Origin of the sequence: Clostridioides sp. ZZV14-6345 (assembly GCF_020657775.1) — a bacterium.
GTDB classification, from domain to species: domain Bacteria; phylum Bacillota; class Clostridia; order Peptostreptococcales; family Peptostreptococcaceae; genus Clostridioides; species Clostridioides difficile_D.
This window is the reverse complement of record NZ_JAGWCX010000059.1, coordinates 1-26,741: the sequence shown is the minus strand read 5'-3', so window position 1 is coordinate 26,741 and position 26,741 is coordinate 1. Positions and strand designations below refer to the sequence as shown.

Below are 26,741 nucleotides of genomic sequence, written 5' to 3'. Positions count from 1 at the left end.
CTCATGAACTAAAAAGTTCATTTTGAGACACTCTCTTATATTTTTATAATCTATCTAATAACTCTAATACATGTTTTTTAACTTTATCATATCCACAATTATCAAGCGAATAGCCTAGTTCTATGTTTCCAAAACCTTTAATTTCAGCATTTTCTTTTTTATTTAATAATTCTTGCATAAGTTCAACTTCTATATACTCTCTTCCCTTTTCTTTTTCTAAAATTGTAAATAACTCAAAATCTTGTATCCCAAACCTTAAATTTTCCATTCTAACACTTCTAACTGGCTTTAAATCTTTTCCAGGATAAACAAAGAACATATCTCCAGCTTTCCAAATAGGGAATTTGTAACTTGCATCTTTCCAAGGGTCTTCCGTCCATAAATTATAATCCCATCTTAAAAATCCATCAAGGCCAAAGTAATAAGTATACCATCCTATTATTCTATTTTCCACAAAAGGAGAACTTATAAAACTGTTTGGTTTTTCTGGAAAACAGCACACAAACCAAGTCAATATTCCACCCTTATCATTGATTTTTTTCTTTAGATTTTCTATATCTTCGTAATTTTGAATAGTAAGTTTTAAATTTATTGACATATCATCAACTTCATCTTTAGCTCTATCTAAAAAGTTTTGGTCGTGAGTTGCTGATTTATATTTAACTTGATGAGTACCTACAGTAGAATTTATAAATTCTATACACTCTTTGACTACTTCTGGATTATTTGGTTCGTCAGCTATAATCCTTACTCTGCCCCATAATCCACACTCTATTAAATGATTTAACACTAATCCTATATATTCTTTTAAATCATTTATATTATTTATAAATTTAAATACTTTATCACTTTCATCAAAATACCTTACTCTTATAGGGTCCTTATAGCCTTCTATAGGGTTTCCAAACTCACCAGCACACCAATTACCTAATAGACCAAATAAATCTATTTCCTGAGCCATTTTGTATTTATCAGCTATGCTTATATACTTGTCCATACTTTTAAAATTACATTTAATTTTTCCATCTAAACCTTTTGAGACACTTACCATATTGTATTCATATAAGTTTGATGGATTTTTATAAACTTTATAACAACTTTGTCCTGCCCATGGATAATCTGAAACTATAACTGTTGCAACTTTTTCTCCTAAAGATGCTAATTCTTTTAAATAGTTATCGATTATTTCAAAATGTATATCAGACCATAACTCAACTTTATACATTCTAGCTAGACAACTTGGATGTTGCCATAAATCTAAAAAGAATTTACTTTCATCTAAAGGTTTTAATACAACATTTTTTACTTCTATAGGAACATCTATTGTACAAACTTTTTCTTCATCTTCATATCCAAAGCTCTTAAATATATCAATACCTATATTAAAGTTATTCTCTGCAAAATCTTCAGGTACTTGTCCTTCAATCCAAAATGTTTGAGGTAAGTGTTGCTCTACTAACACATCTTTATCCCTTAAAATAGCATCATTTACAAATGCTTTTGTATCATCTTGGACATAACCTAATATATTTATACTAAAATTATTTTCTAAACTATTAGGTACATTTAATGCCAATCTTACTCTATTTTCCAGACCTTTCCATGATATAGTGCTGCTTCTATCAATTGTACAATTAAATTCTTCAGTTGCTTTTAACATAATTTGAAAAGCAAATTTTTCGCCTTTAGCTACTACAATATTTAAATCCTTATGCTCCCAAGTTTCAGATTCTATAACTGAATATTTATTGTGTTTAAATGTACAATCTTTCAATACATATGAAATTTCCATATTTTAAATTCCTCCATATTTATACAATTTTATTTTATATTACTAAATTAGACTATTTAACCTTTTATGCCAGATAAAGACACACCTTCAACAAATTTGCTCTGTAAAATCAAATAGAAAATAAATGGAGGTAAAAATGTTATTGTGGCGCCTGCCATCATTTGTCCATAGTTTGTTATCTGGAATGTCTTAAGAGTAGATAATCCAACAGTTAATGTCCTCATTGCATCTTTAGTTGTCGCTATAAGAGGCCACATAAATTCATTCCATGCTCCCATAAAAGTAAATATTGCCAGTGTAATTAATGCTGGCTTAATTAGAGGTAATACTATTTGTATTAAAATTCTAAAGTCTGAACAACCATCTATTTTTGCTGATTCTAATAGCTCTTTTGGCACTCCTAAAATAGCTTGTCTCATTATAAATACACCAAATGCTGTTGGTATTGGCATAATAAGTGCAAGATAACTATTTATCCATCCTAAATGTTTCATTATTATATATAGTGGTATCATTGTAACTTGAGATGGTATAATCAAAGTCATTATCATAAACAAGAATAGTTTATCACTACCTTTAAAATCCATCTTAGCAAAAGAATACCCTGCTAATGTGCTAAATACTAAATTTAACAACACACCTGAAAAAGATACTATTGCTGTATTTAAAAAATATTGTGCAAAACCTTTTTTTGTAAATATATCTATATAGTTTTGAAGGGTTACTGTTGAAAAAGATATATCCAAACTGTACGAATTGTATGTTATCTTTAATGATATTATCAACATGTATATAAAAGGTACCAGACTTGCACATGCTATAAATAAAAGTAACCCATCACTCAATAACTTCTTTGCTGTTTTCATATTATACCTACCTTTCTAAAAATCTGAACTGTCTCGTTTTACAAGTTTGTTTTGCAAAATCGAAACTACTGCTATTAACAAAAATAATACGTTTGCCACAGTCATTGCATATCCAGAATTAAAGTTTTTAAAGTTTAAGTTAAATGCGTGCATAACTATACTCATAGTAGATATACCTGGACCTCCACCTGTCACAGTATAAACTAAGTCAAACACTTGTAATGACCATATTGACCCTAAGAATACAACCATTATTGTAGTTGGTTTCAATAAAGGCACAGTTATTTTCATAAATTCTTGAAATTTTGTAGCTCCATCAACCTTAGCCACTTCATAGCAGTGTTTTGGTAAATTCATTATAGCTGAAATATAAATTACCATAAAATATCCTATATTTTTCCACATAGATATGAACATAAGTGTAGGTAATGCTGTCTTACTATCTCCTAAAAGCTTAGATGACTCTATTCCAAAAGCACCTAATACCTGATATATAATGGAACCTTCTCCATTCAATAAAGCTCTCCATACCATACCTATCAAAACCATAGATGATAATACTGGTATAAATATAGCACCTTTAGCAAATGAGGCTATTTTACTATTTCCCTTTCCTGTAATCCAAACTGCCAAAATCAATGATAAAATAGTTTGACAAGGTACTACTACCACAGCAAATTTAATAGTATTTATAATAGATACTTTTAGCGTTTCATCTGTAAATAATTTTTTATAATTTTCTAAACCTATAAATGTAGCTGGACTAATAATATTATACTTTGTAAAACTAAAGTATATTGACATTATTATTGGTAGCACATAGAAAACCACTAAAATTATTCCTAATGGCAATATATACATATATGGTTTAATATTTAGTTTTATTTTTTTCCTCTTTGAATTCTCTTCAAACTCTCTAACTAAGTTTTCCATTTTATCCTCTCCAATATAAATATTAGCATTGTATTTATAAATACAATGCTAATTTTAATCTGTAAAGTACTTTACTATATATTACAGTTTTAAACTTTTATTGTGCCAATAAATCATTTGAATATTTTGCAGCATCATCTAACGCTTGTTTTGGAGTTTTATCCCCTGAAATCATAGTTTGAAGTTCTTTCCATAAATATTCATATATTTCAACTCCATGAGGACCTACTACCAATGGTCTATATACATCTTTGTCATTTTCCACCATTTCTTTGAATCTTTCATCACCTTGATATGGTTCACCTTTCGTTATTGGTGCTCTTGGTATTGCTTTATGGAATTCTGTCATTGATTCAACACTTAACATATGTTGTATTAACTTATATGCAAGTTCTTTATTTTTTGCTGATGACATTAAAGATAAATGGTCTACTGCTCCAAAAGTTACCGCTTTCTTATCCTCTAGTCCAGTTACAAATCCCCAATTTAAATCTGGGAATGATTTATCAAATACACTTGTTGCAGCAGAAGATAACATTACTGTAAATGCTGCTTTTCCTGGTCCAAATACACTTTCTATCATTTCATTACTGTCTTTAGACAAAGAATCTTCAGGCACATATGCTTGTAATTCTTTTAAGAAATTAGCTGCTTCTAAACCACTCTTATCATTAAACTTAACTGATTTTAAATCATCATTAAATATATCTCCACCGGCTTGCCATAAATAAGGATACCAGTTCCAGTTTAAGTTACCAAAAGTTTTAGCTCCCCAACCTTGAGCTAATCCCCATTGGTCTATCTTTCCATCACCATCAGTATCTTGTGTTGCTTTTTTACAAATTCTTTTAAAGTCTTCCCATGTTTTAGGAGGTTTTTCTCCTAGTTTTTCTAAAATATCCTTATTATAGTATAATACACCTGGATTTGCTGCTTGGAATGGCATTCCATACATTCCACCCATCATTTCAGATGTTTTTATATAAATAGACTGTTCTTTATCTTCTTTAGTTACATAGTTAGTCAAATCTTCTACTGCCCCACTTTGTATAAACTGTGGATACATTTCTGCATACATATATCCTACATCTGGACCTTCGCCAGCACTTATAGCTGTTGCAAATTTTTCAGAATAATTATCCCAAGGAATTATCTGCAAATCAACTTCACAGTTATTTTTTTCCTCAAATTTATCTAAAATAGGGTCCCAAACTTCCTTCATATTATCTTCTACTGGAGGCATCCAAAGAACTAACTTTTCTTTGCCATCCTTTTTTGAATCTTTTCCATTACCACTTGAACACCCTGTTATAAGCGTTGTAGTCATAATTGCCACCATAGCTAGTGAACACAATTTTTTAAACATACCCACTTTTATTCCCTCCATCTTAATTATTTTCTTTTTTCATTATAATTCTACATATTTTTATTCCATTTTAAATATTATCAAAGCATGTATTTATTGTCTAATCAGTTTTTTCTATATGCTTTTTTTATTATAGTTTTTTTCTATGACAACGTTTCTAATATTTCTAATTGATATTTCTCAACTAATTTTCACCCATTTCAAAATTAATTAATTATCTTTTTAATACACAATAATAAGAGCTGTAGATTTTTACCTACAGCTCTTAAGCGATACTACTTATTTATAATTAATATACTTTAAAGTTCATTAAAATACTTTCTTTACCTTAGTATTCATAGTGAATTACACCTTTATACTCATCAAAAATCTTCTTATTTAATTCATCTCCACCATCCATATTGGCACTATAGAAAATTGGTGGATTCTTTAACCCTCTATTAACTAATTCCTGAGTAACTTGAGCTATAATAGAATTCATCACGGTAGTAGCTATTACGGTAGAGGTTGGACTAACTCTTTGATCTAATCCATCTATTTCTACACATGCATCTCCCTTTTTACCATGATTATCTATTACTAAATCGCATACTTCATAAAGATTTTTTCCTGAAGAATGTCTTGAGGATACATTTTTTGAGTAACTTAAATTAGTTATACATATTACTATTGCCTTATTTGCTTTAGCTTCCATAGCAAATTCTATACTTACTGGATTTCTGCCAGATACTGAATGAACTATAACTACATCTCCTTCTTTGATTGGAGTCTTATCAGCTAAAGCTGTACCATATCCTTCTAGTCTTTCCATCGTGCTAGTATGAGTTATAGGTGCTGTATCTAACATTAGAGACTTTGCAAATACTGGATTTATAAGAACACAGCCACCTGCTCTATAGAATAATTCTTCTGTTAGTATTCCTGCGTGTGAAGCTCCAAATGAAAATATCGCCTTTTTGTTTTCTATTGCTTCAACAAGGATTTGTACTGCTTTTTCCATATTGGCTTTTTCTTCATTTTCTATTATATCAATTAATCTTTTTATCTCATTTATGTATTTAAATTCCATATCTATAATATTCCTCCAAATAATGAACCTATAAGCTTACTGATTATACCAAATAGTGAAAGGTCGTTACCACCAAATATTAGTATCCAGTTTTGAATAGTTCCTGAGTAAATTACAGCAGATATTCCTACTAAAACTACCATAAATATTGCAGCTATAGCTGTACCTATTATAGCGCCACGTATACCACCTTGTGATTCTCCTATTACTGCTGCTGCTCCACACTCAAAGAATGAAGTTATAACAAGTGGTATAAGTAACAAATCAAATACATTAAAATAGTTACATATTAAAATCATAGCTGTAGATGTTAACATAGCAACTAAGAATCCTATTAATACAGCATTTGGCTTATAGTTAAATAATATTGGACAGTCAAAAGCAGGTAGTGCATTTGGTACAACTTTTTCTGATATACCTTGGAATGCTGGCATTATTTGATTTATCAACATTCTTACCCCATGAAGCATTATTATAAGACCTGCTCCAAAAGAAAGACCTTGCTTTATTGCATACGTTCCAATAAACTCATTACTATCTTTAAATGCATCTGGTATTACTATCCCAACAACTATAAACATTAAAAACACTGCCATTCCACCACTTATAGATATTTCTCTAAAAAATGATAAACTTTGAGGTATGTTTATATCTTCTGTAGATTTTTCTTTATTTCCTACTAGTTTAGCAACAAATCCTGATATAAGTGCTAAACAGCCAGATGGATGACCTAGTGTAAAAGAATCATCTCCTATAACATCAAATACATATTTTCTTAATAACCATGGCATTATTGACCAATAGAGTGCTGATAATACTGCTGCAAAAGCTATTAATACTCCACCATCTAATCCAGCTTCAACTCCTGACGCTACAAATATAAATGGGAACCAGTAAAGCATATGACCTGTTAAGAAGATTGTCTTAATAGGAGTAAATCTTGCTATTATTAAGTGAATAGCTAAACCTGCAAACATTGCCAACCCTATAATTCCACCATAACTTGCAGTAAAAGTAACATCACTTAAGCCTTTTGTTACTGCACCACCACTTATGCTCTGGAAAGCTCCATTAATTGGTGCTATTGAACTAACTAACATACCTGTTCCAGTCTCCATAATTATAATTCCGAAAGCTGCAAGTAACGATCCCTTTATAACATCGGATACTTTCTTTTTCTGTAATATAAGACCAAATGCTGCTATTAATCCAATTAGCATAGATGGATTACGTAAGATATTATTTGAAATAAAATCAAGCATTATATTTTTTAGTGGTAGGCTAACTGTTTAAGTTTTCTACCACTAAATCCCTCCTCTCCTTCTTACTACTTTTAATTTTAGTAAGTTTTTATTTTATGATGGTTAACTTAAATTTACTTTTTAAAACTTATACTATTTCTTATCCCTTAAAAAAGTTTGAACAACTTCTGTAACTTCTGCTAAGTCCATGTACTTTTTAACTGGATATACCTCTACACTACAAGTTCCTTTTAATTCATTTAATAATTCTTGACTTGTAAATATACAATCGCAGTCAGCACCTCTAGCTGAATTTATATCTGTATTTTCTACTTCACATTCTATACCTAACTGTTTTAGAGCCTTTTGTATCGTCATTTTTAATACCATTGATGAACCTACACCAAATCCACATACTGCTAATATCTTCATTTTACATTCCTCCTAATTTTGTTTATTTATAAGTTCTAGTATTGAACTTTTATCACCATTAATTATTAATTTTACATTTTCTTCCTCATACATCATCTCTGATAGCGATGCTAATGCTCTAATGTGAGTAGTGTTATCTATAGCAGCTAGTACCATAAATATATTTACTGGCTTTCCTAACAAATCAACTTCATCTTCTACTATGAGTAAAGACATGGCAAGCTTGTTTACTCCCTCTTTAGAACTTGCATGTGGTAGAGCAAATCTATCGGCTAAAACAATATATGGTCCATATTTTTCAACTGACTTTATCATATTTTCTATATATAACTCTTCTATAGAGTTATCTTCTAACAATGGCTTTGAGGCTATTTTTATTGCTTCTTTCCAATCTTTAACACTTTTTACTATGTTGACCCTCTCTGCATTAATTAATTCCTTTAACATTGGTTGATACATCTCTCCTTCATCTATCTTATGTATTATGTTTAATAAATCAGCTTTTAGTGCTTCTTCATTACTGATAACTCCATTTTTTCTTATAGCTTGCATTATTAGTTCAAGATTGAAATACTTCTCATTTTCTTTTATACTTATGAGTTTGTTCATAAGTAATTGGATATCTGATGCTGTTAAAAGAGGATTTACAACGATTACATTACTTACATTTTGTATGTCTATAGTTGTAATTATGTAATCATAGTATACATTCACTTCTTTTAGTTGCTTAATAGACACTATACCCACTATTTCTATAGTTGGTATATATTTGTATAGCTGTATTTCCAAACTCTTTGATACCATAAGACCATTAGGACAGACTAATAATACTTTATTTCTTCTTAGACCATTATCCCTAGACCCTCTCAAATATCCTCCAAAATACGCTGCTATAAACCCTATCTCTTCTTCTCGTATCCCCTCAAATACAGGAAACTCTTCTTCATTTTCTATAATTGATTTTATAATTTTATAAAGTGACTCATGCTTATACTTAGTTTCATCTAACATTGGGTTTCTAATCGGAAACTTAAATCGTATTCTGTTGTAAGAAGAATGGAGGTGTCTTAAAATATTTTTCTTAAACTCATGCTTGCTTTCTAATTTTATTGCTGTATTTACTTCAAACTTATCTATAAGTTTATCTACATATTCCTCAACAACATCTTCCTTAACTTCACTATTTAAACTAGGAAGTGAACTTACATAAGTACATACATATGCTTGCTCATTTTCATTAGCCTCTTCACATAAAAGGTCTTTACAGTTATTAAAGTAACTAATTTTTTTAGCTTCATTTAGATATTTATAGGAGTATAATGTTTTCCCATCTCTTATTCTTTTATTTAGAAATTCTATAAACTTAGTTAGATTCAATAAAGAGTAATCTGTAAGGTTTATATGTCCTTTTGTATCGAAACTACTTACTTCCTTACTTATAGAATTAATTTCCAGTACATTTTCTTGAACAATTATCAAAAATAGTTCTCTAATAACGTATTCATCACCTATAATCTCGTATTTTCCCTTATACTCTAGTTTTAGCCCCATTGTGTGAAGGTATTTTTTTATATCAGTTATTGTCTGTACTACTGTGTTTTTTGAAAGCAACATTTCATTTGTTAGCTTTTCTATTGATACTTTTTCACCAAGTAATATTTTGTTTAATATAAAAGTTTTTCTATAGTCACTATCTAAAAACTTATCTTCTTCAGCTGAAATTATTTTTCTTGCATTACATAAATTACCTTCAAATATAAATTTGTGTTTTACATTTTTTATATTACCATTTTTTCCTAGTTGTTCATTTATAGCTAGAATATCGTAATAAATGGTTCTCTTTGATACATTAAACTTTTCTTGTAACTCTTGTGATGTTACATTGTTATTTTTAATAATAAAATCTAATATTTTTTTAGTCCTTTCCTTCATACTACCTCCTTAATTTTATTATCTATATTTTCTACATGTAGTGCCATACCAAATAATTGCACATGATTTAATATTATTTTATAATTTTGCACAATTTAACTCTAATCTAAAAGAATACAGTTGTAAAACTATAAAAAAATATGAAAATGAGCTATAGTATTTATATAAAGAAATAAGTTGATTTCAACAAATAAAAAATTAAACTACGTTAGTTAATATCAAAAATAGGATATAATTAATCTGAAAAGCACAATTAAATAATAAAAAATTACTATAAAAAAAGAGAGCCATCACACATTAATTAAGATTTTTTGTGTGAAGCTCCATCTTTATTCATTTAAAATTTATTTTTTAGGTCTAAGCTCAGCCTTATCTCTTTTTACTTCTTCTAATATTTCTTTTAAATTATACTCAACACTAGAAAGCACATCTTCTGCATATTCAATTGACCCAATTCTTATCTCATTAGCTATTCTCTCAGCTCTATCTACTATATCTTTAGCTCTTTGGTCTGCTTGAACAACAGGTTCACTGGATTCTACATATGCCTTTACTACATCTTCAGAATTTTTCTTTAATTCTTCTATGTTTTCTTGATATTCTTGTTGTATTCTCTCAGCTTCTTTTTTTGCTTGTTCAACTATATTTGCAGCATCTTGTTTAGCTTGACTTATTATTTTATTTCTTTCTTTATTAATCCATACTGCTTGTGTTACTTCTTCTGGTATCAAAGTTCTTATATCATTAATTATTGCTAAAACTTCGTCTTTATCTACCGTGCACTTATGTGAGAAAGGAATTGTAGAAGCACTTCTAAATATCTCCTCTAACTGCTCAAATAGTTCAATCATTTCTAAATCTATCTTCATATATCAATTACCCCCACTAGTTTTTTTCTTTAATTCTTCCAAAACAATCTTTGGAACTAAATTTTTTATATCAGCATCAAAGAGCAAAACCTCTTTTATTAAAGATGAGCTTATAAATGAATATTTTGTACAGCTTGGTAAAATTATAGTCTCTATATCTGGATTAAGTTCTCTATTCATATGAGCCATTTGAAGTTCATAATCAACATCAGCACCACTTCTCACACCTCTAACTAGTGCTCCAATCCCATTTTCTTGACAGTAATTTATTAATAAACCATTAAAAGTCACAACTTTTATATTATTTAAATGGCTTGTACTTTTTTCTATAAGCTTTACTCTTTCATCAAAGCTAAATAGGCCTTTTTTATTAGGATTATTTAATACTCCTATTTGTAATTCGTCAAATAACTTCGAAGCCCTGCAAATAATATCTAAATGTCCGTTAGTAATTGGGTCAAAGCTTCCTGCAAATATAGCTTTTCTAAGTTTATTTTCCATATTATGCCTCCATCTTATAAAAAGTTAATGTAGTATTTCCATATTTCTTATATCTAGTTTTCTCTAGTTTACATATTTTATCTGGAAATAAATCATTAGTATCATGTTCTACAACTATTATTCCATCTTCGTTCAATAGATTGGAATTATCAATTTTTTCAATAGCTTCTATAAACATATTTTTATAATACGGAGGGTCCATAAAAATTATGTCAAATTTACTATTTTGTGATTTAAGTTTATCTATGGCAGTTTTAAAATCAAGGTTTAAAATTATACTTTCATTTTCAACTCTTGCCTTTTTTATATTAGACTTAACAATATCTATACTTTCTTTATTGATATCTACAAAAGTACATTCCTTGGCACCTCTAGATAAACACTCTATTCCTAAAGAACCAGTCCCAGCAAATAAATCCAAAACTTCACTTTCCATTATATATGAATTTATCATATTAAATAGAGACTCTTTTACTCTATCTGTAGTTGGCCTTACATCTTCATTTTTTGGAGTATTTAGTTTTAATCCTCTCGCTTTTCCTGAAATTACTCTCAATATGACAATCTCCCTTCAGCACACTATTACATTAGTAATATTTTAACATAATTTAAACTTAATTTAATGAAATTTCTTTCAATGTATCTTTGAATTTATCTATAATTTCTTTTTTGAATGCCATGTTTTCTTTCAATTGTAGACTATTATCTTCACCCAATATATACCTAGCTTCTTGCTGTGCTAACTTCAATATTTTTATATGCTTAAACAGATTTGCTACTTTAAGTTCTGGAAGACCATGTTGTCTTGTACCAAAAAATTCTCCAGGGCCTCTTATTTCTAAATCTTTCTCTGAAATTTTAAAACCATCGTTTGTCTCTTCCATTATAGCCATTCTCTGTCTACATACATCCGTTTTAGAATCATAAATTAGTACACAATATGATTTATGACTTCCTCTTCCAACTCGTCCTCTAAGCTGATGCAATTGTGCAAGTCCAAATCTTTCTGCATTTTCTATTATCATTAGTGTTGCATTTGGCACATTAACACCAACTTCTATAACCGTTGTTGAAACTAAAATATCTATTTCTTTATTTTTAAAACGTCCCATTACCTCGTCTTTTTCACTTGACTTCATTTTTCCATGAAGCAATCCAAGCCTTAAGTCATGGAAATATTCATCTTTTAATTCCTCAACAAGTTCAACGGCTGATTTAGCTTCTATGGCTTCACTTTCTTCTACCAAAGGACATACAATATATACCTGTCTCCCTGATTCAACCTCTCTTCTTACAAGGTTGTTATATGCTCTATCTCTCTTGCTATTTTCAATAGCAAATGTTTCTATTGGCTGTCTCCCTGGTGGAAGTTCATCTATAATAGAAATATCCAAATCGCCATAAAGTATAAGTGCTAAAGTTCTTGGGATTGGTGTTGCTGTCATGACTAGTATATCTGGATTTACACCCTTTAATGAAAGTTTACTTCTTTGCATAACACCAAATCTATGCTGTTCATCCGTTATAACTAACCCAATATTATTAAATTCGACCTTATCTTCAATTAGTGCATGTGTACCTATCAATATATCAATTTCATTATTTTTGATTTGTTCTAATACTGTATCTTTTTGTTTTTTTGTAAGACTACCTATTAATAAACCTACATTTATTCCAAAATCCTTCAGAGACTCAGTAAGCGAAACATAATGTTGCCCTGCTAATATTTCTGTAGGAGCCATCAAAGCACCTTGATACCCATTTAAAACGCAATTTGCAAGTGCTAAGAGAGCTACTACTGTCTTACCACTCCCTACATCACCTTGAACCAACCTATTCATTATTTTATCTGAATTCATATCTTGTATAATTTCATCTAGTGCTCTATTTTGAGCTTTAGTCAGTTTAAATGGTAAAGCACTTATTATGTTTTTTAAATCCTTACTTGTTTCAAATTTTATTCCATCTTCTTTATTTCTTCCACTTTTAAATACAAACAACCCTAGTTGTAGTATGAGTAATTCTTCAAATACAATTCTATATAAAGCTATTTTTAATGATTCCTTATTACTTGGTAAATGTATATTTCTAACTGCAAAATCTATACTACATAGTCTATATTTCTCTATAATTCTCTGTGGCATATATTCTTGTATAATTAAGTCTTTATCTTCAAGTACTGTTCTAATTATACTCATAATTTCTTTATTTGTAACACCATATGTAAGCTGGTACACAGGCATAAATCTACATGTATTCTTAGGTGAATTAGTGAGATATTCTAATTCACATGATGTAAGTTCTAAATTATTAAACTTTTTCTTAACTTTCCCAAAAACCAATATTGAATCTCCTGGACGAAATGTATTTTTTATATAGCTCTTATTAAAAAATACTAATTTGGCTGAACCTGTTTCATCCTTTACATCAATTTTTGTTAAAGTCATACCTTCTCTTGGACTAAACGTATTTATACTTGATATTACTGCTTTTATTGTAACTTTCTCTTCATCCTCTAATTGTGCTATTTTCTTTAGATTATTTCTATCTTCAAATTGCCTTGGAAAATAATACAATAGGTCTTTTAATGTAAATATACCCAACTTACTTAGCTTATCTGCTTTTTTAGGTCCTATTCCTTTAACATATTGAACATCTTTATATAAATCCAACAAATATATCACCTACTACACAAAAATCCTGTACAACCAATTTTATAAAAGCTACTTGGTCATACAGGTTCTTATAATCATTATTCAACTGAAATTAAGTAATAATAAAGAGGTTGTCCTCCATAATATAACTCTACATCTACATCTTCAAATTTTTCTTCTAAAGAAGTACGTAGTTCATTTGCTTGAGATTCTGTAACATCTTCACCAAAGAATAATGTTATTATAGCAGTATCTTCATCAACCAGCTTTTCAATAAGATTTGATGTTACCTCATCCACATAATCTCCTGCTGATAATAAATTCCCTTCTGCAATTCCAATTATATTACCTTCTTTAACATCAATTTCATTCATCACTGTATCCCTAACAGCAAAAGTTACTTGACCTGATTTAACTGAGTTTAAAGCGTTCATCATAGCTTCTTTATTTTCTTCTTCACTTAATTCTCCATTAAATGTTACTAATGCAGCAAATCCTTGAGGTGTATTTTTTGTAGGTATAACTATTATATTTTTCTCACTCAATTCTTTTGCCTGATTAGCAGCCATTATTATATTGCTATTATTTGGGAAAATAAATATATTTTTAGCATTTATATCCTTTATAGCATTCATAAAGTCCTCAGTACTTGGATTCATAGTTTGACCACCTTCTATTATATGGTCAACTCCAAAATCTTTAAATATATTTGCCAAACCTTCACCCATAGAAGTAGCTATAAACCCAAACTCTTTTTCTTCTTCTAAAGGTTCACTATCATCTTCTTTCTTTTCTTCTACATCTAATAATGTATTTTCATGTTGTAATTTCATATTTTCTATTTTTATAGTTAATAATTGACCGTACTTTAGAGCTTCTTGTAGTACATTTCCTGGGTCATTAGTGTGTACATGCACCTTTATAACTCCATCATCTCCAACTACTGCTAGGCTATCACCATAAGCCATCATTATATCTCTTATTTTAGTATCTTCTATTTTAGAACTTTCTAGTATAAATTCTGTACAGTAGCAATATTTTATATCATCCGTGCTAGTAGTACTTTTTGCAAAATCCGTGCTTGCTGAAATATTAGTATCTAAGTCAGCATTTTTTATTTCTATATTATTGCCTTTTATAGAAGCTAACATTCCTTCATATATAAGTACAAGACCTTTTCCACCAGAGTCAACTACACCAGCATCTTTTAGATTTTTTAGAAGGTCTGGAGTTCTTTCTAATGAAGAATTAGATTCCTTTACTAGCATACTTAAAAACCTTACTATATCCTTCTCTTTTTTTGCAGATTTTATTGCAAAATCTCCACTCTCTCTAACTACAGTAAGTATAGTTCCTTCAATTGGTTTTATTACAGCTTTATATGCTGTGTCTGAACCATTTTTAAAAGCTTTTGCTAAATCATCTGTTGATAATTTACTTTTTCCTTCTATAGATTTAGCTATACCTCTGATTATTTGTGAAAGTATAACTCCTGAGTTTCCTCTAGCTCCCATTAAAGAACCTTTAGATAATGCTTTTCCGATATCTGATATATTATCATTTTCAACTTTTGCTAATTCTTTTAAGGCATAAGATATTGTTAATGACATATTAGTTCCTGTATCTCCATCTGGTACAGGGAATACATTTAACTTATCAACTAAATCTTTATTGTTTTGGAGATTATTTGCACCTGAAATAAACATCTCTCTTAACCTTTTACCATCTATATACTGAATCATTTGTTTCCTCCTATGAAATTACTTAACTCTTATTCCTTGTACATTAATATCAATTCTAGTAACTCTTACACCAGTCATTTTTTCAACTACATATTTTACTCTATCTATTATATTATTGGCAACAGTAGATATATTTGTACCATATTGTATTATAACATAAAGTTCTACTGCTATGGCATCTTCTTCTACTTCCTCGACTCTAACACCTTTAGTTGCATTTTCGCCTTTTAATAGCTCTACGATTCCTTTAGACTTATATGCTAAACCTACTAATCCATAACTTTCCATTGCAGCTCTATATACGACTTGAGCTATTACTTGATTATCTATTTCTATACTTCCATATTGATTCGTTACCTTTGCACTCATGGTTGACCCCCTTAAGCTTATTTTTATTAAAAACATTTCTTAATTTATTTTTTACTATTTTTACTTATTTATTATATAAAATTATAATCATATCATACTATAAATATGGTATAATTTAAACCTAGAAAAGTTTTTGGATAAAATTTCTTTTATAGTATATATATTCAAAGGAAAAAATAATTATTTTCCAAATATATTTACTTTATATAAAATTATATATATAATTTTATATGATAATAAGAAATTCTTCAATATGTGTAAGGCAAATATATATTTCTATTGCAAATTTTTGTTATTTATGATAATATAAATATGTTTTTAGTCTTTAAATAGTTATCATTTTAAGGAGGTGTGCGTAGATGGCAAAAGTATGTAGCGTATGTGGTAAAGGTAAGGTTTCTGGAAACCAAGTATCACACTCAAATAAACATAATAAAAGAACATGGTCAGCTAACTTAAGAAGCGTAAGAGCGATTATAGATGGAGCTCCTAAGAGAATAAAAGTTTGCACTAGATGTTTACGTTCTGGTAAAATTGAAAGAGCTTAGTAACCACGTTTAAAAGCCTACTTCCGTAAGTAGGCTTTTTAATTTAATCATTTTTACTCTTTCTCATGAATTTTAGGATTATATTTGAAATCCATTTTGGTAATTTTATTGTTACTACTTTCATCAATACTCACCCCACACTTTATAGTTAAAACTATTTTAACAAAAAAATAATAATGCTCCACATCCAATAAGTATTAATGCGGTAAGTGCTGACCAAATCCAGCCAGGAAGCAACATTGACAGAATTACAGCCATTCCTGTTGCCAGACATAGTATTCCTAGCAATACCTTAGACTTGTTATTTCTCATGGAACACCTCCACATAGAACTTGTATCTATAAATATTTTCATATTCAAGTTTATGCTACGGTTTCCCATTTTAGACCAATAAACATATTATGTAATTTTAATTTTTAATACTAGAATTGTTACTACACTCTGATATAGATTCTACAATATCTAAAATACCTTTTTTTCTACTTAACCTTTCAGGTCCACTATATAAAACCACTGGTATGACTTTTGGAAGTTTAAAATTCTTATCTTCTATTTCTTCAAGACTCTTTTTCATAATGAAACTTTTCCAAATTTGTTCTCTATACGATTTCAATCTTGGGACAATATCAGTATCCATTTCTGTTTGAAACTCTAACACTATATAATGTGATACTTTACCATTTTTAGAAAATACTTTATAAATTATATCAACTTCCTTTCCTTTATATTCACATATAAAAGATGTTTCTAGCTCTATATTTTTAAGAGTTAGTTCTTTTGCTATTGAGACACTTGTAAAATTTTGAATCAAACTTAAAAAACTTTCTTTATCTGAATACATTCTTCTATACTCTTCTCGTTTTTCGTTGCTTCTTTTTAAATTCATACAGTTCCTCCTAGATTATAGACTCTCTATACTTTAATAAGGACAATCTATAAATTTTATTTTTTAATTTTCACTAGTGAGTATTGACACTTGTGTGTAAAATATCCAGTAAAGATATTTTTTTATATTTTTATTAAAAGATATAAATTTTTATATTTTAACATATTGACATTGACGTTGCGTAAAAGTGTATATTTAATTTACAGGAGGTATTGCTTATGGAATATACAGTTCAAAAATTAAGTAAAATAGCTGGTATAAGTACTAGAACACTTAGATATTATGATGAAATCGAGCTTCTTAAACCACTTAAAATGAATTCTTCAGGCTATCGTATATATGGTCAGAACGAAGTTAATAAACTACAACAAATACTTTTTTATAGAGAATTAGGTATTAGCTTAGAAAATATAAAAAACATTATAAATTCGCCAACCTTTGACAGCCTAAGTGCGTTAAAAGAACACCACAACAAATTACTAGCTAAAAGAAAACAAATTGATTTACTAATAGAAAATGTAACTAAAACTATATCCTTAGAGGAGGGGAAATGCACTATGGCAGATATAGAAAAATTTGAAGGTTTTAAGGAAAAGATGATTTGTGAAAATGAGAAAAAGTATGGAGCTGAAATCAGAGAGAAATATGGTAAAGATACTGTAGATACATCAAATAAAAAACTTAAAAATATGTCTAAACAAGATTATGAAGATTGGCAAAACTTAGGTATTGAAATACTTAGTAAACTCAAAAAAGCTTTTAAAACTGGTGATGCTTCTAGTGAACTGGCTCAAGAAGTTGCAAGATTACATCATAAATGGCTAAATTATACTTGGAACACATATTCTAAGGAAGCTCATGCCTCCTTAGCACAGATGTATGTATGTGATGAACGTTTTACATCATATTATGATAAAGAACAGCCTGGGCTAGCTAAATTTTTGAGGGATGCTATAGTAGTCTATACAATATATAAGTAATATAAAATAATAAAGGTGGTGTCTCAAAATGAACTTTTTAGTTCATGAGACACTCTGTTTTGTATGAAATCAAATATGTTTTATCATTTCAACAATTGGTGTGCAGTAAAATCTCTATTTTGAGACAGACCCTTTATTGTATATAATTACAATCAATATAAAATAATAACAAATAATATAAAAATTACTTATACTACTTATATTATCAATAAAAAATTGCTAACATTATGTTAATAGTAAACCCAGATATTATACTATTTAGAAACTCTGTAACACTAAATAACATTTTGTAAAATAAAAAGGTGAACCCTGTATATTAGGATTCACCTTTTAAAATAAATCATCATTCTGTTTTGAAATAATGTTTACAAAATGTTTTAAAACAATACTTATAAAATTTTATTTTATAGACTTTATAATTATTGAAAAAGTCTAATCTACTCTAGTTTTTGTTAAAAGTAATCGTAACTTTAAATAAATCACCATCCACACTTATATTCATCTTACCGCCCTGTAACTCTATAAAACTTTTTGATATTGCTAGACCAAGCCCAGAACCTTCTGTATTACGTGACTTATCTCCTCTCACAAATCTCTCCATTATATCATCTACACTAAAATCAATTTCAGTTGCAGACATGTTTTTAAGCATAATATTTACTTTATTATCTGTTTCTAAAATATCAATATACACTCTTGAATTTGGCATTGCGTACTTACTTATATTTATTATAAGATTTTCAAATACTCTAAATGTACGCTGACTATCTAGTGGTAATATTATTTTTTCACTAGAAAAATTATTTTTTACTATTAGAGATGAATCTGCAATTTTGTCATCTAATTCTAAAAGTGTTTGTTTCATTAAAGATACAATATCTACATTTACTATATTCAAATGAACATCTCCACTATTTACCTTACTTACTTCAAACAAATCTTCTATTAAGTGTTGTAATCTTTGTGATTTTCTATCTAATGTATCAATATACAACTTGCGATTTTCATCTGTTATATTTTCATCTTTTAATAAATCTATATAAGTGATTATAGATGTAAGAGGTGTTTTTAGGTCATGTGATACATTTGATATAAGCTCTGTTTTCATCTTTTGACTCTTAACCTCTTCATCAACAGCTTTTTTAAATCCAGTTTGAATATTTCCTAGTTCATCTTTTATAGGATTAAAAAATCCTATATCTTTTTCCATATTTACGTCTAGGTTTCCATCTGAAATTTTCTTCGTAACATCTAAAAGTTGATTATATTCATATATTGTCTTTTTAGAGTAGTCTGATAGTAACTTAAATAATATTACTGAATATATCACTGCAAGTATTATTCCAAAGAACCACATACTACACATTATAACTATAATTAATAAGTTTATTCCTAAAATTATAGCTATAGTTTTATTTGGCTTTTCCTTTAAATCTATTATTCTAATTTGATTAATAACTGTTTTTCCTGATTTTCTCAACCATACAAAAAACATTCCTGTCACAGTATTCTTTATAAAATACTCTTTTATTCCAACATTTAAAATATGTTTTAAAAGGGTTATAAATACAAATATTATTGAGAAGATTACAAACCAATAAGTTAAATTCATTAGGCTTACCAATATACTTGCCATTTTAGCACTTATATCATTGTTTATCAGATACTCCACATAATTTCCATTCAAGGTATCACTTATTATACCAGTAGGATATAAATCTACAATCCCTTGTATAATAGCAAGAGCAATAAAAAGTATCTCTAATGGTATTCTTGATAATGTATCAAATCCTAGTAACTCCTTAGATTTTCTATATGGGAATGCTAAAGCTACAATCACAACTATAGCTAATATAATTTTTAAAATCATTCCAGAAATTTTATAATAAGAGTTATTTTCTACATTATTTATATATGAACTTATATTATCATTATTATAAATATTTCCATAACTATACTCTCCACTATCACCTTTACTTATTACTTTAGGTACTGCATATACTAATGTCATATTTTTTATTGGAGATAGCCTATATGAAATTGAATTTCCACCTAAACTTGTATCCATTAAATCTTCTCTTGCTTTAGATAACAACATTTGATTAATAACTTTTTGATTTACTCCATAAGAATCTACAACATTTACTTTTCCATCTTTATCAAAATTCATTACAATATAGAATCTATAGTTTGCTTTTATATTCGTAATCTGCTTTTGTCTTTCCTCATCATTCATGTTTGTATTTTTTGACTGATTTTCATCAGAGTTTTCTTTTGAACCATCATTCTTTGTTGTATCAAGTACTCCTAATTCTTTATTCTCATTAAAAAATTCAAAATTACTTCCTTTATCAACTAAATAATATTTTAAATTTTTTCCTGACTCTTTAATGAAAGACTCCCAACTTTCAAAGTTTTCATTAAAATCTGCATTAATACTATCATCTGTATAATAAGTCTCTGAACCATCATAAGAATCTTTTTCTTTACCTACATTTTTTATATAGTTCATAGTCTCTTCATTTATAAAGAGCTTTGATGGTTGTATCATCTTACCTTCTTGCTCTTCTTTCATATTATGATATAAAACATAACTTCCTTTATACATATTCTCTACAAAACTTTCCAGTTCAAATGGATTTTTCGCTCCACCTTTAGCACTTGCTTGTATAGTAGAATATTGACTAATCATACCTAATGATGCTGATAACATAAGTATAAAAACTATAATAGTAACTATATATTTATCTTTAAATTTTTTCAATTTTGTATCCAACACCCCACACCACCTTTAAATATTTAGGATTTTTTGGGTCAATTTCTATCTTTTCCCTTATATTCCTAACATGTACCATAACTGTATCTGTATTTACAGCATTTTCATTCCAAACTCTTTCATATATTTCATCAGCAGAAAACACTCTTCCTGCGTTCCTCATAAGTAAGCTTAATATCTTAAATTCTATAGGAGTTGTTTTTATATACTTTCCGTCAATACTAACTTCTTTTGTATTTTCATTTAATTCTAATCCACCTATTGCAAACACACTATCATTAGTTTCTACATCTTGCTCTTTATTTCCAATCATGTTTAGATACTTAGTGTATCTTCTAAGTTGTGAATTAACTCTAGCCAATAATTCTAATGGCTTAAAAGGTTTTGTTACATAGTCGTCTGCTCCTATATTAAGCCCCATTATTTTATCAACTTCTTCTGATTTTGCAGATAGCATTATTACTGGAAAATTATGATTTTCTCTAAGCTTCATTGTAAGTGTTATTCCATCCATTTTAGGCATCATTATATCAACTATTGCTAAATGTATCTCTTGGTTTTCTATAACCTTAAGACCTTCCAGTCCATTGTACCCCTTAAAAACATTATATCCTTGATTTAATAAGTATATTTCTATAGCATCTGCTATTTCCTTTTCATCTTCTACCACTAAAATATTATATGAATTCATTTTAATCTCCTTTATATCAATTAATTTAATAAATTTTCTTTACATATATGATTATACAATATGATAGAAGTTTTTCCATTTTTTTATATATTTATATCTTTTTATTCTAGCTATTTGTATTTAATGCTCATTTTAAAGACCTCCCTTTAGTCTAAATTTAGTATTTTTTCATTTTGTTTATATACTTAATATTAAAGTTAAAAACTTAAGATATTATATATACTTTTCTAAAGATTTTCTAAAGATTTGAAGATATTCACAATTAATGTACACAAAAAAAGTAGTTCTTATTGTATTAATTAAATCAACGATTTGAAATATAAAATTAATATCAATAAAATCTACTTTTTAATTTTTAAAATATTTATTTTTAACTCATTTTGTTTTTAAAATATTCTTGTCTTTTATTTTATAAATGTACATATTTCTTCTACTGGTTTTTTAGATGGACTCTTTAAATTATCTTCTGGCACTCCAAGTGCTAACATTGCCCCTAAAAAATATTCTCCCTTTTCAAATCCAGTTTCTGTTTCTAAGACAGCTTCGATTTCATCTGCTGCATAGTTTTGACTTGTCAACCAACAAGAACCATATCCTAGTTCAATTGCTGATAGTGTAAAGTTTTCAATTGCGGCACCTAAACTCTGCATACCTGGATTTCTTATGAATAATTTATCTATAGTTTCTTTAGGTGCATCTATAAGTTCTAATTCATAATATCCTGATGGATTATATACCTTTGTAAAAACTAATACTAAAACTGGAGCTTTTAAATAAAATAATGTAAAGTTTGGTACAAATTTTCTAAATCTATTAGCTTTCTCTACTGACACTTTATCCATTTCTACAAGTATTTCTTGTTGCTTTTTAGTTATCACATCTGCTATCTTTTCCATTAAATCACGACGTTTTACAACTACAAAATGCCAGTTTTGAATATTTTTTCCTGATGGAGCTGCTCCTGCTGCTTTTATCATTTTTAAGATATCTTCATCTGATACATCTTGATTTTTAAACTTTCTTGCACTTTGTCTTTTAAAAATAGTATCTTGTAATTCCATTTTTTAAATCCCCCCATAACTTTTTTATTATTTTAATATATCATGTTCTAACAAATCTTTAAATGATTCTATAAAATAATCATATCCATCTACATTCCCAAATCCATATTTTGCATATATAAAAGGTATGTTCACAAATTTAGCACTATTTGCATCACCTTGTGTATCTCCAACATAGATTGGACTCATTAATTTATTTCTATCAATTATAAGTTTGTTATTCTCCCCTTTATGTAAACCAGTATTTCCAGGACATTCAAAATCTATAAAATACTGTTCCAATTTGTGTGCTTTTAAAAAAGACTCTATATATCCAGCTTGGCAATTACTTACTATAAATAACTTATACTCTTTAGATAGTAACCTAAGAGTATCTTCTATATCATCAAATAATTTAGCTCCATTTTCAGATAGATATTCACATTCTTTTAAAGAACATTCATTTAATAAATTCATTCTTTCTTCTTCATTTAAGTTTGGAAATAAACGATTTGCTATTTCATCAAAAGAAAGCCCCATAACACTTCTAAATAAATCTTTTGTGACATTTAAATCGATTTCTTTATGTTTACTTAAAATATCTTGCCAGACCTTGCATACTTCTTCTGTTGAATCCCATAATGTTCCATCTAAATCAAAAATAATACTATCTACCACAAAAAATCCCCCTTATGTCAAAATTTATTATATCTTTATAATTATATACTAAAAAGCAGATACAATCATAAATATATTTTACTTGATTGTATCTGCTATGTAATATAAAATCAATTACCAAAATCGATTTTATAAATTTCTAACTACAAGTACACAGCCTTGCTCTACTTTAATCTTGCAAGAATTGCTCAACATAACGTTAGATATTCCAATAGGTATAGAGTATTTCATATAATAGTTATCTAGAGGATATTCTAAACCAGTAAGTGTTACACCTTTAGCATCACCTTTTATAGCTATTACAGAAATAGTATCACCTGGTTTTCCAGACAATGTAATTTCTTCATTTTCAACTATATACATCTCTTCTCTATCTGATAGTATCCTAGAGTATATACCATATTCTTTTAAATAATATAATAACTTTATATTTGCAAGAGTGTGGTCAATCCTTCCACCTAAAGCACCAAAAAAATCAATATGGTTTGCTTTAAGAGTCTTAGCTAAAAAAAGACATAGTTCTGTATCAGTTTCATCTTTCTTAGATGGATATTTTTCAAATTTAACACCTTGATTTTTATAGAAGTTTATTTTATCTTCTTCTACCGAATCTAAATCTCCTAATATATAATCTGGCATTACTTCCATTTTATAGGCATGATTTGCCCCTCCATCTGCACATATTATGCAGTCATAACATTCTTTAATTATAATATCTCTTGTAACTTCGTAATCTTCTATTTCACCATTTAAAACAATACAGATTTTCATTCTTAAATTTAAACCAGTTCTTCAAGAGAAGCATTCTTTCTAAATAGATTAACTGTTTCTTGAATGTCATCACTTCCAAATATTGCAGAACCTGCTACTATTACATTCGCTCCTGCTTGTACGACTTCAGCTACATTTTTAGGGCTTATACCACCATCAACCTCTATATCAATGTTTAATCCTTTACTATCTATAAGTGCTTTTAATTCTTTAATTTTATCTAATACACAAGGTATAAATGATTGTCCTCCAAATCCAGGATTAACAGACATTAATAATACCATATCTAAATCAGGTAGTACATGTTTAATAGTGTCTATTGGTGTAGCTGGATTAAGTACTACACCTGCTTTTATTCCATGTGATTTTATATTTTGTATAGTTCTATGTAGATGTACACAAGCTTCCTGATGAACAGTTATTATGTCACACCCTGCCTTTACAAACTCTTCAATGTACTTATCTGGATTTTCTATCATAAGATGAGCATCAAATGTCATATTTATATTTTCTTTCTTTAAACTTTTAACTACAAGTGGTCCTAATGTAATGTTTGGTACAAAGTGTCCATCCATTACATCAATATGAAGATATTCACATCCTGCTCTTTCTACCTTTCTCACATCTTCTAATAATTTTGCAAAGTCTGCTGATAATATTGATGGTGCTAATTTAATCATGTTTCTAATACCTCCTACTGTTATTTTGTCTTATTTCATTTAGTAGCTGTATATAACTATCATATCTTTCTTTAGATATTTCTCCATTTGCAACAGCTTCTTTTATAGAACAATTAGGTTCATTTTCATGAATACATTTTGAACCAAACCTACAATCATTAAATTTATCAAATTCTATAAAATAATCTTTAAGTTCAACTTCTTCTATATCTTCAAGTGCAAGAGAACTAAAACCTGGTGTATCTGCAACCATTCCACCAAATTCCAACTTTAAAAGTTCAGCATGACGAGTAGTGTGTTTTCCCCTTTTTATTTTATCACTTACCACACCTGTTTGCAGTTTAAAGTTTTCATCTATTTCATTTAGCAAGCTTGATTTTCCAACTCCAGATGGACCTGCAAATACTACTACACTTTCTTTTAATTCTTCTTTTACTTTATCTATATTTAACTTAGTAATATTGCTTACAGGAATGACCTTATATCCACTAAGTTCGTATATATTTTTAACAGTTTCTAATGTATCATTATCATCTAAATCTGCTTTTGTAAGGATTATTACAGTTTCTAAATTTTCTTTTTCTGCCAAAACTATAAATCTATCTAAAAGAGATAAGTTTGGTTTAGGATTTTTTATTGCAAATACTATTAATGCCTTATCTACATTTGCTATAGGAGGTCTTATAAGTTCTGTATCTCTACTATCTATTTCTTCTAAGATACCTTTTTTTTCATCTTCATCAACAATATTTATTTTGACTCTATCACCAACTAGAGGTGTTATTTTCTGCTTTCTAAATATTCCTCTAGCCTTACATTCATAAATACCATTATCTGTATCTACATAATAAAATCCACTAATCCCCTTTATAATTTTTCCTTCTAGCATCAAATGCCTCCCTTTATAAAATTTATATAAACATGTACTGTTTATGAGTAGTATATTGTGTTATTCATTCCTATTTTTATATAATACCACATTTTTTTTAAATAACAAATCCTCCATTTGGACTAATTACCTGACCAGTGATAAAGTTTGATTTGTCTGATGCTAAGAAAATAGCACAATTTGCTATGTCTTCTGGAGTTCCCAATCTCATTAAAGGAGTTTCTTCTACAAGAACATTTATATCTTCCTCATTATATCCAGATAACATATCAGTATTAATAACACCTGGAGCTATGCTATTTACTCTAATATTTGATGGTCCTACTTCTTTAGCTAGTGCCTTTGTCATACCTATCATACCTGCTTTTGTTATAGAATAATGCACTTCACAAGAAGCACCTGAAATACCCCAAATAGAAGATATATTAATTATATTTCCTTTTTTCTCTGATATCATGTATTTTAAAGCAACTTGAGAACAATAAAAGCTTCCTTTTAAATTAATATTCATCATATTATCCCAGTCTTCATCAGTTATATCTGTAAACAATTTGTCTTGACTTATACCAGCATTGTTCACTAGGACATCCAATCCTCCAAATTCCTTTACACAATAGTCCATCATATTCTCTACATCTTCTCTATTTGAAACATCAGCTTTAAAAAGTTTTACAGAAAAATTTTTTTCATTCAATATAGTATACAACTCTTTAGCTTCATTTTCTGACTTATTAAAATTTATTAATATATTGTAACCTTCTTTTGCAAAAGCCTTAGACAAAGCTTTTCCAATGCCTCTAGAGCCCCCTGTAATTAAGACTGTTTTATTTTTCATAAATACTTTTCTCCTTTATTATAACCAATTCAATATTTTATACAAAACAAACTGCCCTTTAAAGAAAATATTTTCTATAAAAGGACAGCTCTTATTTTGCTAATATTTATTCTGTTTTACCAATATTTCCGCCAGTGCCTGATGGAGTTTCTCCGTTACCTCCTGAGCTTGAACCTCCTGAGTTTCCTCCATTATCTCCTG

Annotated in this window: 26 protein-coding genes; 2 read left to right on the top strand and 24 right to left on the bottom strand. The window is 28.5% G+C overall.

Translation table 11 applies throughout. From position 1 onward, the window contains the following. Positions 1–43: 43 nt before the first annotated feature. From KGF39_RS14755 to KGF39_RS14690, 14 genes are all read right to left on the bottom strand, one after another. Entirely contained in the window at positions 44–1,792 is a 1,749-nt protein-coding gene (locus KGF39_RS14755; RefSeq protein WP_227822876.1) for a DUF4091 domain-containing protein, read from the bottom strand. Positions 1,793–1,848: 56 nt separating this feature from the next. Then, the gene (locus tag KGF39_RS14750) at positions 1,849–2,658 is read right to left on the bottom strand and encodes a carbohydrate ABC transporter permease (protein ID WP_107595451.1); all 810 of its coding nucleotides are present in this window, start codon (positions 2,656–2,658) and stop codon (positions 1,849–1,851) included. Between the two features lie 15 nt (positions 2,659–2,673). Next, complete coding sequence (locus KGF39_RS14745; protein WP_227822875.1) at positions 2,674–3,591, bottom strand: carbohydrate ABC transporter permease; 918 nt, start codon at positions 3,589–3,591, stop codon at positions 2,674–2,676. 97 nt (positions 3,592–3,688) lie between these two features. Beyond that, a complete protein-coding gene (locus KGF39_RS14740; RefSeq protein WP_306800927.1) occupies positions 3,689–4,978 on the bottom strand; it encodes a sugar ABC transporter substrate-binding protein in 1,290 nt (429 codons plus the stop codon). A 307-nt stretch (positions 4,979–5,285) separates the two neighbouring features. Next, on the bottom strand, positions 5,286–6,026 hold the full coding sequence (locus tag KGF39_RS14735) for an SIS domain-containing protein (RefSeq protein WP_227822874.1): 741 nt from the start codon (positions 6,024–6,026) through the stop codon (positions 5,286–5,288). A gap of 2 nt (positions 6,027–6,028) precedes the next feature. Beyond that, a complete protein-coding gene (locus KGF39_RS14730) occupies positions 6,029–7,288 on the bottom strand; it encodes a PTS ascorbate transporter subunit IIC (RefSeq protein ID WP_227822873.1) in 1,260 nt (419 codons plus the stop codon). 132 nt (positions 7,289–7,420) lie between these two features. Beyond that, on the bottom strand, positions 7,421–7,699 hold the full coding sequence (locus KGF39_RS14725) for a PTS sugar transporter subunit IIB (RefSeq protein WP_054274544.1): 279 nt from the start codon (positions 7,697–7,699) through the stop codon (positions 7,421–7,423). Positions 7,700–7,711: 12 nt separating this feature from the next. Beyond that, positions 7,712–9,631 carry a BglG family transcription antiterminator gene (locus KGF39_RS14720; RefSeq protein WP_227822872.1) on the bottom strand — a complete coding sequence of 640 codons (1,920 nt, stop codon included), beginning with the start codon at positions 9,629–9,631 and terminating at the stop codon, positions 7,712–7,714. A 344-nt stretch (positions 9,632–9,975) separates the two neighbouring features. Then, positions 9,976–10,500, bottom strand: coding sequence for a hypothetical protein (locus tag KGF39_RS14715; protein WP_054274546.1), 525 nt, complete (start codon positions 10,498–10,500; stop codon positions 9,976–9,978). A gap of 3 nt (positions 10,501–10,503) precedes the next feature. Continuing rightward, positions 10,504–11,001 carry a pantetheine-phosphate adenylyltransferase gene (gene coaD / locus KGF39_RS14710; protein ID WP_227822871.1) on the bottom strand — a complete coding sequence of 166 codons (498 nt, stop codon included), beginning with the start codon at positions 10,999–11,001 and terminating at the stop codon, positions 10,504–10,506. 1 nt (position 11,002) lies between these two features. After that, entirely contained in the window at positions 11,003–11,557 is a 555-nt protein-coding gene (rsmD, locus tag KGF39_RS14705; RefSeq protein ID WP_227822870.1) for a 16S rRNA (guanine(966)-N(2))-methyltransferase RsmD, read from the bottom strand. Between the two features lie 58 nt (positions 11,558–11,615). After that, positions 11,616–13,673, bottom strand: a complete 2,058-nt coding sequence (recG, locus tag KGF39_RS14700) for an ATP-dependent DNA helicase RecG (RefSeq protein ID WP_227822869.1) — start codon at positions 13,671–13,673, stop codon at positions 11,616–11,618. A gap of 80 nt (positions 13,674–13,753) precedes the next feature. Further along, positions 13,754–15,397 (bottom strand): DAK2 domain-containing protein, encoded by a 1,644-nt coding sequence (locus tag KGF39_RS14695; RefSeq protein ID WP_227822868.1) that lies wholly within the window; start codon positions 15,395–15,397, stop codon positions 13,754–13,756. 18 nt (positions 15,398–15,415) lie between these two features. Further along, positions 15,416–15,766 carry an Asp23/Gls24 family envelope stress response protein gene (locus KGF39_RS14690; protein WP_054274549.1) on the bottom strand — a complete coding sequence of 117 codons (351 nt, stop codon included), beginning with the start codon at positions 15,764–15,766 and terminating at the stop codon, positions 15,416–15,418. A 359-nt stretch (positions 15,767–16,125) separates the two neighbouring features. Between KGF39_RS14690 and rpmB the strand changes: the two genes are divergently transcribed. Then, positions 16,126–16,314: a 50S ribosomal protein L28 gene (gene rpmB, locus KGF39_RS14685; protein ID WP_227822867.1), complete on the top strand. Its 189-nt coding sequence runs from the start codon at positions 16,126–16,128 to the stop codon at positions 16,312–16,314. Positions 16,315–16,473: 159 nt separating this feature from the next. On the opposite strand, the gene KGF39_RS14680 is transcribed toward rpmB, so the two are convergent. Beyond that, positions 16,474–16,626: a hypothetical protein gene (locus KGF39_RS14680; RefSeq protein ID WP_009893656.1), complete on the bottom strand. Its 153-nt coding sequence runs from the start codon at positions 16,624–16,626 to the stop codon at positions 16,474–16,476. Positions 16,627–16,723: 97 nt separating this feature from the next. Further along, on the bottom strand, positions 16,724–17,200 hold the full coding sequence (locus KGF39_RS14675; protein ID WP_054274550.1) for an Rpn family recombination-promoting nuclease/putative transposase: 477 nt from the start codon (positions 17,198–17,200) through the stop codon (positions 16,724–16,726). Between the two features lie 218 nt (positions 17,201–17,418). Here KGF39_RS14675 and KGF39_RS14670 point away from each other — a divergent pair, with 218 nt between their 5' ends. Then, positions 17,419–18,180 (top strand): MerR family transcriptional regulator, encoded by a 762-nt coding sequence (locus KGF39_RS14670; RefSeq protein ID WP_227822866.1) that lies wholly within the window; start codon positions 17,419–17,421, stop codon positions 18,178–18,180. 442 nt (positions 18,181–18,622) lie between these two features. Here the strand turns inward: KGF39_RS14670 and KGF39_RS14665 are convergent, their stop codons facing one another. From KGF39_RS14665 to ymfI, 8 genes are all read right to left on the bottom strand, one after another. After that, positions 18,623–20,959 (bottom strand): sensor histidine kinase, encoded by a 2,337-nt coding sequence (locus KGF39_RS14665; RefSeq protein ID WP_227822865.1) that lies wholly within the window; start codon positions 20,957–20,959, stop codon positions 18,623–18,625. Next, the gene (locus KGF39_RS14660) at positions 20,931–21,647 is read right to left on the bottom strand and encodes a response regulator transcription factor (protein WP_054274557.1); all 717 of its coding nucleotides are present in this window, start codon (positions 21,645–21,647) and stop codon (positions 20,931–20,933) included. Before KGF39_RS14660 ends, KGF39_RS14665 begins: the two co-directional genes overlap by 29 nt. Before the next feature lie 404 nt (positions 21,648–22,051). Then, positions 22,052–22,708, bottom strand: a complete 657-nt coding sequence (locus KGF39_RS14655) for a nitroreductase family protein (RefSeq protein WP_227822864.1) — start codon at positions 22,706–22,708, stop codon at positions 22,052–22,054. 27 nt (positions 22,709–22,735) lie between these two features. Continuing rightward, positions 22,736–23,365 (bottom strand): HAD family hydrolase, encoded by a 630-nt coding sequence (locus tag KGF39_RS14650; protein WP_227822863.1) that lies wholly within the window; start codon positions 23,363–23,365, stop codon positions 22,736–22,738. Between the two features lie 129 nt (positions 23,366–23,494). Beyond that, positions 23,495–24,136: a thiamine diphosphokinase gene (locus tag KGF39_RS14645; protein ID WP_107595461.1), complete on the bottom strand. Its 642-nt coding sequence runs from the start codon at positions 24,134–24,136 to the stop codon at positions 23,495–23,497. An 8-nt stretch (positions 24,137–24,144) separates the two neighbouring features. After that, positions 24,145–24,816 carry a ribulose-phosphate 3-epimerase gene (rpe, locus tag KGF39_RS14640; RefSeq protein ID WP_054274561.1) on the bottom strand — a complete coding sequence of 224 codons (672 nt, stop codon included), beginning with the start codon at positions 24,814–24,816 and terminating at the stop codon, positions 24,145–24,147. Positions 24,817–24,820: 4 nt separating this feature from the next. Then, positions 24,821–25,705, bottom strand: a complete 885-nt coding sequence (rsgA, locus tag KGF39_RS14635; protein WP_227822862.1) for a ribosome small subunit-dependent GTPase A — start codon at positions 25,703–25,705, stop codon at positions 24,821–24,823. 97 nt (positions 25,706–25,802) lie between these two features. Beyond that, entirely contained in the window at positions 25,803–26,540 is a 738-nt protein-coding gene (gene ymfI, locus KGF39_RS14630) for an elongation factor P 5-aminopentanone reductase (protein ID WP_227822861.1), read from the bottom strand. Between the last annotated feature and the right edge of the window lie 201 nt (positions 26,541–26,741).

Excerpts from the sequence above, each read along its gene's own strand:
- rsgA (WP_227822862.1), bottom strand. The coding sequence starts at position 25,705 with ATGCTAGAAGGAAAAATTATAAAGGGGATTAGTGGATTTTATTATGTA.
- rpe (WP_054274561.1), bottom strand. The coding sequence starts at position 24,816 with ATGATTAAATTAGCACCATCAATATTATCAGCAGACTTTGCAAAATTA.
- KGF39_RS14745 (WP_227822875.1), bottom strand. The coding sequence starts at position 3,591 with ATGGAAAACTTAGTTAGAGAGTTTGAAGAGAATTCAAAGAGGAAAAAA.
- coaD (WP_227822871.1), bottom strand. The coding sequence starts at position 11,001 with ATGGAAAATAAACTTAGAAAAGCTATATTTGCAGGAAGCTTTGACCCA.
- KGF39_RS14670 (WP_227822866.1), top strand. The coding sequence starts at position 17,419 with ATGGAATATACAGTTCAAAAATTAAGTAAAATAGCTGGTATAAGTACT.
- KGF39_RS14690 (WP_054274549.1), bottom strand. The coding sequence starts at position 15,766 with ATGAGTGCAAAGGTAACGAATCAATATGGAAGTATAGAAATAGATAAT.
- ymfI (WP_227822861.1), bottom strand. The coding sequence starts at position 26,540 with ATGAAAAATAAAACAGTCTTAATTACAGGGGGCTCTAGAGGCATTGGA.
- KGF39_RS14735 (WP_227822874.1), bottom strand. The coding sequence starts at position 6,026 with ATGGAATTTAAATACATAAATGAGATAAAAAGATTAATTGATATAATA.
- KGF39_RS14645 (WP_107595461.1), bottom strand. The coding sequence starts at position 24,136 with ATGAAAATCTGTATTGTTTTAAATGGTGAAATAGAAGATTACGAAGTT.
- KGF39_RS14720 (WP_227822872.1), bottom strand. The coding sequence starts at position 9,631 with ATGAAGGAAAGGACTAAAAAAATATTAGATTTTATTATTAAAAATAAC.
- KGF39_RS14680 (WP_009893656.1), bottom strand. The coding sequence starts at position 16,626 with ATGAGAAATAACAAGTCTAAGGTATTGCTAGGAATACTATGTCTGGCA.
- KGF39_RS14675 (WP_054274550.1), bottom strand. The coding sequence starts at position 17,200 with ATGAATTTAAAAAGAAGCAACGAAAAACGAGAAGAGTATAGAAGAATG.
- KGF39_RS14655 (WP_227822864.1), bottom strand. The coding sequence starts at position 22,708 with ATGGAATTACAAGATACTATTTTTAAAAGACAAAGTGCAAGAAAGTTT.
- KGF39_RS14715 (WP_054274546.1), bottom strand. The coding sequence starts at position 10,500 with ATGAAGATAGATTTAGAAATGATTGAACTATTTGAGCAGTTAGAGGAG.
- KGF39_RS14660 (WP_054274557.1), bottom strand. The coding sequence starts at position 21,647 with ATGAATTCATATAATATTTTAGTGGTAGAAGATGAAAAGGAAATAGCA.
- KGF39_RS14725 (WP_054274544.1), bottom strand. The coding sequence starts at position 7,699 with ATGAAGATATTAGCAGTATGTGGATTTGGTGTAGGTTCATCAATGGTA.
- KGF39_RS14750 (WP_107595451.1), bottom strand. The coding sequence starts at position 2,658 with ATGAAAACAGCAAAGAAGTTATTGAGTGATGGGTTACTTTTATTTATA.
- KGF39_RS14740 (WP_306800927.1), bottom strand. The coding sequence starts at position 4,978 with ATGGAGGGAATAAAAGTGGGTATGTTTAAAAAATTGTGTTCACTAGCT.
- KGF39_RS14730 (WP_227822873.1), bottom strand. The coding sequence starts at position 7,288 with ATGCTTGATTTTATTTCAAATAATATCTTACGTAATCCATCTATGCTA.
- KGF39_RS14695 (WP_227822868.1), bottom strand. The coding sequence starts at position 15,397 with ATGATTCAGTATATAGATGGTAAAAGGTTAAGAGAGATGTTTATTTCA.
- KGF39_RS14755 (WP_227822876.1), bottom strand. The coding sequence starts at position 1,792 with ATGGAAATTTCATATGTATTGAAAGATTGTACATTTAAACACAATAAA.
- rpmB (WP_227822867.1), top strand. The coding sequence starts at position 16,126 with ATGGCAAAAGTATGTAGCGTATGTGGTAAAGGTAAGGTTTCTGGAAAC.